This window comes from Amorphus sp. MBR-141 (genome assembly GCF_053628695.1).
In genome coordinates, this window is record NZ_JBRJGW010000002.1 from 1 (window position 1) to 12,127 (window position 12,127).

The window sequence follows — 12,127 nt, forward strand, 5'->3', positions numbered from 1 at the left end:
GTGAAGGAGATGCCGCTGCGCATACGTCAGACTCGCACGGCCGCGCCGTCAGAGGAATCCCCAAGCGGACTCCTTTGATCCGATCAATCCACTAGATCATAGCGAAACGCCACAAACTACCCGGCCTCATGAGCGTCCACTTAATGGATTCGGGACCGTATGGCGCATTTCCGCCGTTCATCGAGATGAGCCCGAATGTCCGTTTCTGGGTAGGGCCAAATCGGGCCTGAACGACCGCAATGTATCCAATTGCATCCTCAGCCGAGCCACGGCCCCCGCCCCATCACGCATCAACCCACGCCGTCCCCCCGCCCCACCCTTAGCTCCTCCCACACCGCCAGCGGCGTCGCGGGCAGGCTTGTGATCGGCCCTGCCCCCGCCTCCGCCAGCGCGGCGTTGACGGCGTTGAGGATGGCGGCGGGGGCGGCGATGGCGCCGGCCTGGCCCACCCCCTTGGTGCCGAGCGGCGTATTGCGGCAGGGGTGGTCCTCGGTCAGCAGCAGCGTCGGCGCGCCCATGTCGGCGGCGCGCGGCAGGCCGTAGTCCATCAGGCTGCCGGTGACGAGCTGGGCGTCGGCGGCGGCGAACACCACGCGTTCGTGCAGCGCCTGCCCCAGCCCCTGGGCGATGCCGCCCTGAAGCTGGCCGGCGAGGCCGTCGCGGTCGAGGATGGCGCCGTAGTCGTCGGCCGCGACATAGGCGGCGATCGCCACCTCGCCCGTCTCCGGATCGATCTCCACCTCGCAGGCGTGGCAGCCGTTCGGGTAGGTGGTGGCGCCGCCGCCCTTCGCCTCGGCGGCAAGCCCGCCCGCCGCGCGCGCCAGCGCCGCCAGCTCGAGGCGGTGGTTGGTGCCGGGCACGACCAGGGCGCCGCCCTCGAGGCGGACCGCCTCGGGCGCCACCTGGAAGCGCTCCGCCGCCCGCGCCCGCGCCGCCGCCACCAGCGCGTCGCAGGCGTTGGCCACCGCCGAGCCCATCACCGCCATGGTCTTCGCGCCGTAGCTGCCGCCGCCTTCGGGCGCCGCATCGGAATCGCCCTGGGCGAGGCCGGCCACCGCGAGCCCGGTCCGCTCGGAGACGATGCGGGCGAAGGCGGCCGCGTGGCCCTGGCCGGTGTCCTGGCTGCCGGCCGTCACCGTCGCGCGTCCCTCGGTGTCGACGCTGAGCCGCGCCGTGTCGATGGGGCCGCCGCTGGTGGTGTCGAGCCAGCACGACAGGCCCCGCCCGAACAGCCGGCCGCGCCCCGTGGCGGCGGCGCGGCGCGCGGCCGAGCCGGGCTCGATCGCAGCCAGGGCGGCGGCCAGCCGGTCCGGAAAGTCGCCGCTGTCGTAGGTCTCGCCGGCCGGCGTCGCGTGCGGCAGCGCGGCCGCGCCGATCAGGTTGCGGCGGCGGATCTCGGCCGGGTCGAGGCCCGAGACCCGCGCCGCCTCGTCGACCAGCGCCTCCAGCACGAGAATCCCCTCGGGCTTGCCGGCGCCCCGGTAGGCGTCGGTCCACACCGTGGTGGAGAGACGGCCGGTCATCGCCACGTCGGCGTCGGGGATGGCGTAGAGGCCGGTGGCGACGCTCGTCGGGCCGTAGGTCATGGTGTGCGGCGCGTAGGTGGAGACATAGGCGCCGAAGTCGGCCTGGTGGCGCACCCGGACGGCGAGGAAGCGGCCGCGGGCGTCGAGCGCCATCTCGGCCTCCGAGCGCATCTCGCGGCCCTGGGTGTCGCTCTGCAGCGCCTCCGCCCGGCTGGCGATCCAGCGCACCGTGCGGCCGGTGGCGATCGCCGCCACCGCCAGCGCCACGTGTTCCGGATAGGGGTAGATCTTCATGCCGAACGAGCCGCCGACGTCGCGGGTGATCACCCGGACGCTGGCCGGGTCGCGCCCCAGCGAGGCGGCGATGGCGCCCGCCACCGCGGCGGCCCCCTGCGTCGGCAGCTCCAGCGTCAGCCGGCCGGTGGCGGGGTCGTGGGAGACCACCGCGCCGCGGGTCTCCAGCGGCGTCGGCGCCACCCGGGACTGGTCGAGGGTGATGCGGGCGATCCGGTGGGCGGCGGCGAACGCCGCGTCGGTGCGGCCGGGCGGGCGGCTCGCGAAGGTGAGCGCGACGTTGCCCGGCGCGGCCGGGTCGATCTCGGCATCGCCCGCCCGGTCGCCGGCGCCGGCCGTCACCGAGGCGACCGCCGGCAGCATCTCGTAGTCGACGGCGACCAGCTCGGCCGCATCCAGCGCCTCGGCTTCCGAGGCCGCCAGCACCACCGCCACCGGGTCGCCCACGTGCCGCACCGTGTCGGCGCAGAGGATCGGCCGGCCGATCGCCGCCAGCCGGTTGCCGGCGCCGCCGACGCGCACCGGCGAGACCAGCGGGGCGACCGGACCCAGGTCGGCCGCCGTCAGCACCGCGGCGACGCCTGGCGCACTGAGTGCGTCGATGGTGTCGATGGCCCGGATGCGGGCGTGGGCGAGCGGGGCGCGGACGAACACCGCGTGCAGGGCGCCCGGGTGGGCGACGTCGGCGACGAAGGTTCCGCGTCCGAGAAGGAGATCGTCCACACCCATGCCGGCGCTCACCCGCCTCCGCTTCGACTGTTGGTGCGCGCCGCGTGCGCAGCCGGCGTGCGCAGGCCGAAAGCGCAAAATAGCGCAGTTTGGACCCCCGATAGCGCAGATCCGTCCACCCGGATGCGACCACGCGCACGCCTGCGCGTAAACCCCTCATGGCGCGCATCGGCGCCCGCATCCGGCCGGTTTCCCGGCGCGCGGACCAGCGCGGCCCGGTGCGCCGCCCCGCCACCCGCAGCCCGGCAGGCCGGCCTCACCGCGCCTTCGAAGTCACTTCAACCGAGCGGAATTTCGCTCTCACAAATGAGATTAAACCTCATGCATAATGCACTGTTAACCATAAGCTTTTATCAAAAACATAAGACACTGATCGATGTCATTTAGCGGAAATTCCGCATCTCCAGGACGAGCGCCTTCGGGCGGAACATCGCAGCGGTCCGGGCCCCCGCCGTCGCGGCCGACAAGCCGGGCAAAGGCTCGCCACGATGCGCGAAAAGCCTTTAGATCGGGATAACGCGCGCACGCGCCGACCAGCTGCGCTGCGCACCAGCGCGCCCCCCGCCCGACGAAGGACAGCCCCCATGAAAATCTGCGCACCCGCCGGCCTCGCCCTGCTCGCCCTCGCGGCCTGCACGCCTACCCAGAACGCCCCGAAACCGGCCGCCGCCGTCGGCCTGGCCAACCCGGCCTCGGTCTATTGCGGGGACCAGGGCGGCCGCCTCGTGGCGGTAAAGACGGCCGCCGGCGTCGCCAACGACTGCCTGCTGCCGAGCGGCGAGCGCATCGACGAATGGGCGCTCTACCGGCGCGATCACAGCTCGTAGCGATCACGCCCAAGCCGTTCTGGCACCAGCCGAAATCGCTCCGGATTCAGGCGTCGCACAAGCCCGGCGCGCCGGCGACCGGGCGCACCACTCAGGCGTGCGCCGCCAGAATGCCGAGACTGGCGTGCCGGCCGGCCGTCAGCCCGCCGACGGTCTCCACGATCGCCGCCGCGTCGATGCCGTAGTGGGCGTAGAGGTCGCCGATGGTGCCGGTCTGGCCGAAGTGCTCGACGCCCAGCGGGATGGTCTGATGGCCGGCAACGCTGCCCAGCCACGACAGGGTGGCCGGATGGCCGTCGACCACGGTGACGAGGGTGCAGTGGCGCGGCAGCCCGCGCATCAGCTGCTCGACATGCGCCTCGGCGCCGCGGTTGCCGCGCGCCCGCGCCCGCTGCGCCGCCGTCCAGCCGGCGTTCAGCCGGTCGGCCGAGGTCACCGCCAGGACGCCGATGTCGCGCCGGCTTTCCGCCAGCATCCCGGCCGCCCGGATCGCTTCCGGCGCCACCGCGCCCTGGTAGGCGATCACCACCTCCGCGTTCGGGCCGGGCTTGCGCAGCCAGTAGCCGCCGTCGATGGCGCCCTGGCGGAAGGCGTCGTCGGAGCGCTGGCCGGGCTGCTCGATCGGGTTGGTGGTGAGCCGCAGGTAGAGCGATCCGCCGGTCTCGTCGCGCAGCCAGGTGCGCTCGTCCGGATCGGCCTCGCCGTCCCGCTGCAGGTAGTCGAAGGCCCACGCCATGATCACCGCCAGCTCATCGGCGAACGCCGGCTCGAACGCCGCCAGCCCATCCTGGGACATGCCGATGAGCGGCGTGCCGATCGACTGGTGCGCCCCGCCCTCCGGCGCCAGCGTGACGCCCGACGGCGTGCCGACGATCAGGAAGCGGGCGTCCTGGTAGCAGGCGTAGTTCAGCGCATCGAGGCCGCGGTTCACGAACGGATCGTAGACCGTGCCGATGGGGATCAGCCGCTTGCCGAACAGGCTGTGCGACAGCCCGGCCGCCCCCAGCAGCAGGAACAGGTTCATCTCGGCGATGCCCAGCTCGATGTGCTGGCCCTCGGGATCGAACTCCCATTTGGCGGTCGAGGGAATGCGGTGGCTGATGAAGGCGTCGGACTGGGCGGCGCGGGCGAACAGCCGGCGCCGGTTCACCCAGGGGCCGAGGCTCGTCGTGCCGGTCACGTCCGGCGAGGTGGTGACGATGCGCGCGGCGAGATCGCTGTCGCCCTTGGCGAGCTCGTCCAGGATCTTGCCGAATGCCGCCTGGGTGGAGATCTCGCGCTCGCCCGGCGCAGGGATCGGCGGCACCTCGAGGCGGGCATCGGCGAAGCGCCGCGGGCCGCTTTGGAAGAACGGCACCCGGCCGAGGAAGGCCTGCAGGCCGGCCACGTCCTCGACGGTGGCGAACGGCTGCCACTCCGCGCCCTCGGGCACGCCCATGTGGCGCTGCCAGGCGGCCATCTGGGTCTTGGTCATCAGGCCGCCGTGATTGTCCTTGTGGCCGGCGATCGGCGTGCCCCAGCCCTTGATGGTGTAGGCGAGGAAGCAGGTGGGGCGGTCGTGGTCGATCGCGGCGAAGGTCTCCGCCATGGTCGCCACGCAGTTGCCGCCGAGGTTCTCCATCAGCGCGGCCAGCTCGGCATCGCTGCGCCGGTCGATCAGCGCGGAGACGTCGCCCTGGTCGCCGAGATCGTCCATCAGCCGCTTGCGCCAGACGGCGCCGCCCATGAACGTCAGCGCCGCGTATTCCTGGTTGGAACAGCCGTCGATCCAGTCGCGCAGGCGGGCACCGCCCGGCTCCTCGAAGGCGGCGCGCTGCAGCGCGCCGTACTTCACCCGCACCACGTCCCAGCCGAACGCGTCGAAGATCTTCTCGATGCGCCCAAACAGGCCCTCGCGCACGATCCCGTCGAGGGACTGGCGGTTGTAGTCGATGATCCACCAGGTGTTGCGCAGGCCGTTCTTCCAGCCCTCCTGCAGGCATTCGTAGACGTTGCCCTCGTCGAGCTCCGCATCGCCCACCAGCGCCACCATGCGGCCGAGCGGGGCGTCGCCGCCCCACGCCTTGGCGTGGATGTAGTCCTGGATGATCGAGGCGAACGAGGTGATGGCGACGCCCAGCCCGACCGAGCCGGTGGAGAAGTCGACGTCGTCCACGTCCTTGGTGCGGCTCGGATAGCTCTGCACGCCGCCGAAGCCGCGGAACGCCTCCATCTTCTCGCGCGTCTGGTTGCCCATCAGGTACTGGATCGCGTGGAAGATCGGCGAGGCGTGCGGCTTCACCGCCACCCGGTCCTCGGGCCTGAGCGCCTGGAAATAGAGCGCCGTCAGGATCGACACCATCGAGGCCGAGCTCGCCTGGTGGCCGCCGACCTTGATGCCGTCCGCCTTCGGGCGGATGTGGTTGGCGTGATGGATCATCCAGTGCGACAGCCAGAGAAGGCGCTGCTCGATGGTCTTCAGGTGGGCGTTGGACAACGGGATCACTCCGCAAGCCTTGGAGAGCAAGAGGCCACCGCCGAGCGGCCCCTTCGGTGTCGGACGGACGCTCAGCCGTCCTTGTAATAGTAGCTGTAGCCGTTGAGCGCCGGCGCGCCGCCCAGATGCGCATAGAGCACGCGCGACCCGTCGGGGAAGAAGCCCTTCTTCGTCAGGTCGATCATGCCCTGCATCGATTTCCCCTCGTAGACCGGATCGGTGATCATCGCCTCGGTGCGGGCGGCAAGACGGATCGCCGCGTTGGTTTCCTCCGAAGGTACACCGTAAGCGGGATAGGCATAGTCCGGATTGATGACGATCTCGTCCTCTCGAACGGTGCGGCCGAGGCCGACGAGATCCGCCGCGTTGTCGACGATGGCGCGCACCTGGGCGCGGGTCTGGTCGAGCGTCCCCGACGCGTCGATGCCGATCACCCGGTCGGCGCGGTCCTGGGCGGCGAACCCGACGATCATGCCGGCCTGGGTCGAGCCGGTCACCACGCAGACGACGATGTAGTCGAACGTGAAGCCGAGGTCGGCTTCCTGCGCGGCGACTTCCTCCGCGAAGCCGATGTAGCCGAGCGCGCCGTACTTGTGCACCGAGGCGCCGGCCGGGATCGCATACGGCGTGCCGCCGGCCTGGCGCACCGACTCGATCGCGTTTTCCCAGCTCTTGCGGATGCCGATGTCGAAGCCGTCGTCGACGAGGCGCGAGTCCGCCCCCATCAGCCGGGTCATCAGGATGTTGCCTACACGGTCGTAGACCGCGTCGTAGTGGGGCACCCACTTCTCCTGGACGACCACGCACTTCATGCCGATCTTGGCGGCTGTCGCCGCGACCATGCGGGTGTGGTTCGACTGCACCCCGCCGATGGAGACCAGCGTATCGGCGCCGGAGGCGATCGCGTCCGGCACGATGTATTCCAGCTTGCGCAGCTTGTTGCCGCCCATGGCGAGGCCGGAATTGCAGTCCTCGCGTTTGGCGTAGATCTCCACCTTGCCGCCGAGGGCCTGAGTGAGCCGGGGCAGATGCTCGATCGGGGTGGGGCCGAAGGTGAGCGGGTAGCGGTCGAATTTCTCCAGCAGCGACATCGGCGGTTCTCCTCGTTGTCCTGCCGATCAGGCTAGCTCACGGCACCGGAAAGGTGCTTTCAAAGTTCGCCGCCATCTCAGGCGTTCTGGACATAAGGAAAGCGCTCAGGCCACAATCCTCCGCATCTGATGCCATCCAGACGGAAGATTCTTTCATGGCCGAGCTCGACCGCATCGACCGGAGCATCCTGCGCCATTTGCAGGCGGACGGACGCCTCACCAACGCCGAGATCGCCAAGGCCGTGAACGTCAGCGCCGCCACCTGCCACCGTCGCACCCAGAGGCTCTTCGACGAAGGCCACATCGCCGGGGTGCACGCTCGGGTCAATCCGAACTCCGTCGGGCTCGGCACGCTCGTCATGGTCGGCGTGGTCCTCGACCGCTCGACGCCGGAAAGCTTCGCCGAGCTGGAGGCCGCCGTCGCCGGCATGAAGGAGCTTCTGGAATGCCAGCTGGTGGCCGGCGACTTCGACTACCTGCTGAAGATCCGCGTCCGCGACATGCGCGACTTCAACACCCTGCACGGCAAGATGCTGATCGCGCTCCCGGGCGTCCGCCAGATCCGGACCTTCTTCGTGCTGAAGGAGGTGAAGGAGGCCACGCCCCTGCCGTTCTGACCGCCGGTGCCACCCCGGGGCCCGCATGTCCGGACAGGCTTTCCGGCCGCCGGGGGTGGCCAAGCGCCCGCCCCGCTTGCTAGAGGTTGCCCGCGCCCCGGGACCGCTGGCCATCGCCGCCCTCCGCGCCGCGCCGCCGATGGGGTCTCCGCCACCGGCAGGTTGCGCCAGCGCGCCCCGGCACCGGCAACAACCGATCACCGGGACCCCGCTCTCATGACCGACCTCCGCGTCCGGCCCAACGTGCCGTTCGAACTCGCGCCGCTGGCGCGCCTGCTCGCCGACGAAGCCGACCTCGCCCTCGTCAATCCCAACGCCAAGTTCCCGTTCGACCAGCTCGAATGGCGCGAGAAGTGGCTGAACGAGCCCGACGACGCCTCCTTTTATCTCGTCGACGAGACGGGCCGCGAGGTCGGTTTCTTCGCCCTCAGGGTCGGCATCGGCCCGGAGGTGCGCCACCTCGTCTACGTGTTCATCGAGGAGGCGGCGCGCGGCGGCGCCGGCAGGCAGCTGACCGAGATGGCCGAGGCGGCCGCCCGCGACCTCGGCGCCCTGTCGATCACGCTGAAGGCCGAGACCGACAACGAGGCCGCTATGCGGCTCTACGACGGAGCCGGCTATGAGGAGCTCGGCCGCCGCCGTGGCATGGCCACCATGCGCAAGGACGTGGCCTGACTCGCCCGGAACCGCAAGGCCGGGTGCCCGCGTCGCAAACAGTCGGGCATACGGCGCTGCAGCAAGGACAGACGTGACCGGCGCGTGCGAAGCCGGATGATGCACCGGGAGACGGCCGCACCCGAAAAGGACGCCTCATGATCCAGGTATTGTCGAGCGTCTGGGCCCTGCTGCTCGGTATCGTCCTCATCATGCTGGGCAACGGCATGCAGTTCACCCTCATCGGCCTGCGCGGCGGGATCGAGGGCTTCTCCGCGACGGCACTGGCGATCGTGACGTCGAGCTATTTCGTGGGCTTCCTGTGGGGCGCGCGGATGAGCCCGAAGCTCATCAAGCGGGTCGGGCATGTGCGGGTCTTCGCCTCGCTGGGCAGCTTCATGTCGGCCGGGTTGATCGCCTTTCCGCTGATCACCGACCCCCTGGCCTGGGCGCTGCTCCGGGTGCTTCTCGGCTTCTGCATGTCGGGCATCTACGTGGCCGCCGAAAGCTGGCTGAACGACGCCGCGACCAACGAAACGCGCGGCAAGCTGCTGTCGGCCTACATGATAGCCCAGACCCTCGGGATCATCGGCGCGCAGGGTCTGCTGACACTGGGCGATGCCGGGACCTCCGTGCTGTTCATCGGGGCCTCGATCCTCGTTTCGGTCTCGTTCGCGCCTATCCTGCTGTCCGTGTCCCCGGCCCCGGTCACCAGGGTCGCGCGCCCGATGCCCCTGAGGTCCCTGTTCAAGGGCTCCCCGCTCGGCACCATCGGCATCTTCCTGCTGGGGGGCGTCTACGCCACCCAGTCCGGCATGGGGGCGGTTTTCGGCACCCAGATCGGCATGACGACGGCGCAGATCGCGCTGTTCATCGCGATGCTGTTCGCCGGCGCGCTGGTGCTGCAATACCCGATCGGGTGGCTCTCCGACCGGGTGGACCGGCGCCGGCTGATCTTCTTCGTGTCCTCGATCGGCGCCGCATCCTGCGTCCTGGCATGGCTCACGGGCGGCGGTCTCTGGCCCCTGATGGCGTCCGCCTTTCTCGCCGGCGGGATGACGACGCCGCTCTATGCCCTCTTTCTCGCCTACACCAACGACTTCCTGTCGACGGAAGACATGCCGGCCGCATCGGGCGGGCTGATCTTCACCTTCGGGCTTGGCGCCATCGCCGGTCCGCTGGCCGCCGGCCAGGCGATGCAGACCTTCGGCCCCTTCGCGTTCTGGCTCGTTCTTGCGACGACCTTTGCAGCCATCGCGCTCTATGCGCTCTACCGCATGACACGGCGTTCGACCCCGCCGGTGGAGCAGACCGAAAGCTATCTGGGCGTGCTGCCCTCCGCCTCGCCCGTGGCGGTGGAGGCGGCGGGCGCATGGGCGGCGGACCATGCCGAGGCCGAACGCGAGTCTGTGCCGGAAGCCGAAGCGGAGGACGCGGCAGAAGCCCGGCCGTAGCGGCGCCCGTCGCATGGGTCGTCCCGGGCGGCCCACAGCGGCCGCGCGCTGCCAGACGCCCCGCCCCTCACCCCCGCACGAAGTCGACGAAGGCGCGCAGCGGCGCCGGCAGGTGGCGGCGGCCGGGGAAATAGAGGAACGGTCCGGAGAACGACTGCCACCAGGCCTCCAGCACCGGCTCCAGCGCGCCGCTTTCGAAATCCGGGCGCAGCCAGTCCTCGAACAGTGCGACCACGCCGAGCCCCGCCCGGGCCGCCTCGACGGCAAACTCCGTCCCCGTGCCGGCGGTCACCACCAGCGGGCCCTTCGGATCGACGACCACGGTCTCGCCATCGCGCTCGAATTCCCAGGCGGGATTGGCACCGCTCGGAAAGCGGCTGCGCAGGCAGGCATGCTCCAGCAGGTCGCGGGGATGCTCGGGCCGTCCGCGGGCATCGAGATAGGCCGGGGAAGCGCCAACCGCGAAGCGCTGGACGCGCGGCCCAATCGGCACCGCGATCATGTCCTGCTCGAGCCGCTCCTCGTAGCGGATGCCGGCGTCGCACCCGGCCGCCAGCACGTCGACGAAGCCCTCGTCGACGATCAGCTCCAGGCGGATGTCCGGATAGGCCTTCAGGAAGGCCGGCACGATCGCCGGCAGCACCAGACGCACGACACTGCCCGGCACGTTGAGCTTCAGCGTGCCGCGCGGCCGGTCGCGGAACGCGTTGACCAGATCCAGCGCCTCACCGATCTCGCCCAGCGAGGGGGCGAGGCGCTCGGCAAGTTGCACCCCCGCCTCCGTCGGCGCGACGCTGCGCGTCGTCCGGTTGAGGAGCCGCACGCCCAGCCGCGTTTCCAGCCGGCGCACCGCCGCGCTGAGGCTGGAGGCCGAGCCGCCGCTGGCGCGCGCGGCCTCGCGAAAGCCGCCGGCCTGCACGACGGCGACGAAGGCGGAGAGATCCTGAAGGTCCGGACTGCTCATTGTGCACGATCCTGCACAATCCTGTGCGCGACGTCACGGATTATCACGCATCCTCGGTGGCCCTATCTCCGGACCCGGCATTCAGAGGAGACTGGACATGACCGATCTTTCCCGGGCCGGGACGTTTTCCCTCGGCACCCGCACCGTGAAGCGCCTCGGCTACGGCGCCATGCAGCTCGCCGGCCCCGGCGTCTTCGGACCGCCGAAGGACAGGGCCGCCGCGGTTGCCGTGCTGCGCGAGGCGGTCGCCGCCGGCGTCGACCACATCGACACCAGCGACTTCTACGGCCCGCATGTGACCAACGAGATCATCCGCGAGGCGCTGGCCCCCTACCCCGACGACCTCGTCATCGTCACCAAGATCGGCGCCGTACGCGGTGCCGACGGCTCCTGGAACGCAGCCTATTCGCCGGACCAGCTCCGCAGCGCCGTCCACGACAACCTCCGCAACCTCGGCCTGGAGGCCATGGACGTGGTGAACCTCCGGATCATGGGCGAGAACCACGGCTTCAGTTCCGACCCCATCGCCGAACCCCTGTCCGTCCTCGTCGACCTGCAGCGCGAGGGGCTGGTCCGCCACATCGGCCTCAGCACGGTGACGCCCGCCCAGATCGCGGAAGCGCGCGAGATGGCCGACATCGTCTGCGTGCAGAACGAGTACAACCTCGCCCACCGCGGCGACGACGCGCTGATCGACGACCTGGCGGCGAAAGGCATCGCCTACGTGCCCTATTTCCCGCTCGGGGGCTTCTCGCCGCTACAGTCGTCCACGCTGTCCGACGTGGCGGCGGAGCTGGGCGCGACGCCCATGCAGGTGGCGCTTGCCTGGCTGCTCCAGCGCAGCCCCAACCTCCTGCTCATCCCCGGCACGTCCTCGACGGCGCACCTGCGCGAGAACCTCGCGGCCGCCGCCCTCGAGCTGCCGGCCGAGGCGATCGCCCGCCTCGACACCATCGCGTCGGCGGAGGCCTGACAGAAAGGGATCGGATCGCAGCCGGCCCGGTCATCCGCCCAGACGCGCCGGGGCCTTGCGCTCCGGCGCCCCGAACCCGCCTGAGGCGGCCTTCTTCAGGATGCGGCGGAAGGTGGGGCATTCCATGTGGCTCGGCGCGCCGCAGGCGGCCGCGTGGCGCAGGCCGTCGCGCATGGCGGCGAGGCGCCGGATGGTCCGGTCGAGATCGTCGGCCTTGGCCGCCAGCACCGTCCGGTCGAGGCTCGGTCGGCCGTCGGCGCCGAACATGCCGGCGATCTCGTCGAGCGAGAAGCCGGCGGCGCGCCCGAGCGCGATCATCGCCAGCCGCTCCAGCACGTCGTCGTCGAAGACGCGCCTCAGGCCACGGCGCCCGACGGAGGCGATCAGCCCCTTCTCCTCGTAGTATCGCAGCGTCGAGGCCGGAACGCCCGACCGCTTCGCCGCATCGGAAATGTCCATCTGCGGCGGTTCCCTCACTGCCCTTGACCTCAAGTCGGCTTGAAGTGGCACAGTGCGCGTTCC

At 70.6% G+C, this 12,127-nt stretch carries 10 protein-coding genes; 5 read left to right on the forward strand and 5 right to left on the reverse strand.

Going from position 1 to position 12,127, the window contains the following annotated elements; translation table 11 throughout:
- Window positions 1-290 precede the first annotated feature (290 nt).
- Window positions 291-2,549, reverse strand: coding sequence for a xanthine dehydrogenase family protein molybdopterin-binding subunit (locus tag ACSSVZ_RS02385; RefSeq protein ID WP_453968028.1), 2,259 nt, complete (start codon window positions 2,547-2,549; stop codon window positions 291-293).
- A 584-nt stretch (window positions 2,550-3,133) separates the two neighbouring features.
- Here ACSSVZ_RS02385 and ACSSVZ_RS02390 point away from each other — a divergent pair.
- Window positions 3,134-3,376 (forward strand): putative hemolysin, encoded by a 243-nt coding sequence (locus ACSSVZ_RS02390; RefSeq protein WP_453968029.1) that lies wholly within the window; start codon window positions 3,134-3,136, stop codon window positions 3,374-3,376.
- Window positions 3,377-3,467: 91 nt separating this feature from the next.
- On the opposite strand, the gene ACSSVZ_RS02395 is transcribed toward ACSSVZ_RS02390, so the two are convergent.
- Together ACSSVZ_RS02395 and ACSSVZ_RS02400 are read right to left on the reverse strand one after the other, a co-directional pair.
- Complete coding sequence (locus ACSSVZ_RS02395; RefSeq protein ID WP_453968648.1) at window positions 3,468-5,795, reverse strand: transketolase-like TK C-terminal-containing protein; 2,328 nt, start codon at window positions 5,793-5,795, stop codon at window positions 3,468-3,470.
- Between the two features lie 128 nt (window positions 5,796-5,923).
- Window positions 5,924-6,943 (reverse strand): 1-aminocyclopropane-1-carboxylate deaminase, encoded by a 1,020-nt coding sequence (locus ACSSVZ_RS02400; protein ID WP_453968030.1) that lies wholly within the window; start codon window positions 6,941-6,943, stop codon window positions 5,924-5,926.
- A gap of 155 nt (window positions 6,944-7,098) precedes the next feature.
- Between ACSSVZ_RS02400 and ACSSVZ_RS02405 the strand changes: the two genes are divergently transcribed.
- From ACSSVZ_RS02405 to ACSSVZ_RS02415, 3 genes are all read left to right on the forward strand, one after another.
- Window positions 7,099-7,560, forward strand: a complete 462-nt coding sequence (locus ACSSVZ_RS02405) for an Lrp/AsnC family transcriptional regulator (protein WP_453968031.1) — start codon at window positions 7,099-7,101, stop codon at window positions 7,558-7,560.
- A 216-nt stretch (window positions 7,561-7,776) separates the two neighbouring features.
- Window positions 7,777-8,235 carry a GNAT family N-acetyltransferase gene (locus tag ACSSVZ_RS02410; RefSeq protein WP_453968033.1) on the forward strand — a complete coding sequence of 153 codons (459 nt, stop codon included), beginning with the start codon at window positions 7,777-7,779 and terminating at the stop codon, window positions 8,233-8,235.
- A 137-nt stretch (window positions 8,236-8,372) separates the two neighbouring features.
- A complete protein-coding gene (locus ACSSVZ_RS02415; protein WP_453968034.1) occupies window positions 8,373-9,668 on the forward strand; it encodes an MFS transporter in 1,296 nt (431 codons plus the stop codon).
- A 67-nt stretch (window positions 9,669-9,735) separates the two neighbouring features.
- On the opposite strand, the gene ACSSVZ_RS02420 is transcribed toward ACSSVZ_RS02415, so the two are convergent.
- A complete protein-coding gene (locus ACSSVZ_RS02420; RefSeq protein WP_453968035.1) occupies window positions 9,736-10,632 on the reverse strand; it encodes a LysR family transcriptional regulator in 897 nt (298 codons plus the stop codon).
- A gap of 97 nt (window positions 10,633-10,729) precedes the next feature.
- Here ACSSVZ_RS02420 and ACSSVZ_RS02425 point away from each other — a divergent pair, with 97 nt between their 5' ends.
- Window positions 10,730-11,605: an aldo/keto reductase family oxidoreductase gene (locus ACSSVZ_RS02425; RefSeq protein WP_453968036.1), complete on the forward strand. Its 876-nt coding sequence runs from the start codon at window positions 10,730-10,732 to the stop codon at window positions 11,603-11,605.
- A 30-nt stretch (window positions 11,606-11,635) separates the two neighbouring features.
- Here the strand turns inward: ACSSVZ_RS02425 and ACSSVZ_RS02430 are convergent, their stop codons facing one another.
- Window positions 11,636-12,064: a helix-turn-helix domain-containing protein gene (locus ACSSVZ_RS02430; protein ID WP_453968038.1), complete on the reverse strand. Its 429-nt coding sequence runs from the start codon at window positions 12,062-12,064 to the stop codon at window positions 11,636-11,638.
- Between the last annotated feature and the right edge of the window lie 63 nt (window positions 12,065-12,127).

Excerpts from the sequence above, each read along its gene's own strand:
- ACSSVZ_RS02390 (WP_453968029.1), top strand. The coding sequence starts at position 3,134 with ATGAAAATCTGCGCACCCGCCGGCCTCGCCCTGCTCGCCCTCGCGGCC.
- ACSSVZ_RS02400 (WP_453968030.1), bottom strand. The coding sequence starts at position 6,943 with ATGTCGCTGCTGGAGAAATTCGACCGCTACCCGCTCACCTTCGGCCCC.
- ACSSVZ_RS02395 (WP_453968648.1), bottom strand. The coding sequence starts at position 5,795 with ATGATCCATCACGCCAACCACATCCGCCCGAAGGCGGACGGCATCAAG.
- ACSSVZ_RS02405 (WP_453968031.1), top strand. The coding sequence starts at position 7,099 with ATGGCCGAGCTCGACCGCATCGACCGGAGCATCCTGCGCCATTTGCAG.
- ACSSVZ_RS02415 (WP_453968034.1), top strand. The coding sequence starts at position 8,373 with ATGATCCAGGTATTGTCGAGCGTCTGGGCCCTGCTGCTCGGTATCGTC.
- ACSSVZ_RS02420 (WP_453968035.1), bottom strand. The coding sequence starts at position 10,632 with ATGAGCAGTCCGGACCTTCAGGATCTCTCCGCCTTCGTCGCCGTCGTG.
- ACSSVZ_RS02425 (WP_453968036.1), top strand. The coding sequence starts at position 10,730 with ATGACCGATCTTTCCCGGGCCGGGACGTTTTCCCTCGGCACCCGCACC.
- ACSSVZ_RS02385 (WP_453968028.1), bottom strand. The coding sequence starts at position 2,549 with ATGGGTGTGGACGATCTCCTTCTCGGACGCGGAACCTTCGTCGCCGAC.
- ACSSVZ_RS02410 (WP_453968033.1), top strand. The coding sequence starts at position 7,777 with ATGACCGACCTCCGCGTCCGGCCCAACGTGCCGTTCGAACTCGCGCCG.
- ACSSVZ_RS02430 (WP_453968038.1), bottom strand. The coding sequence starts at position 12,064 with ATGGACATTTCCGATGCGGCGAAGCGGTCGGGCGTTCCGGCCTCGACG.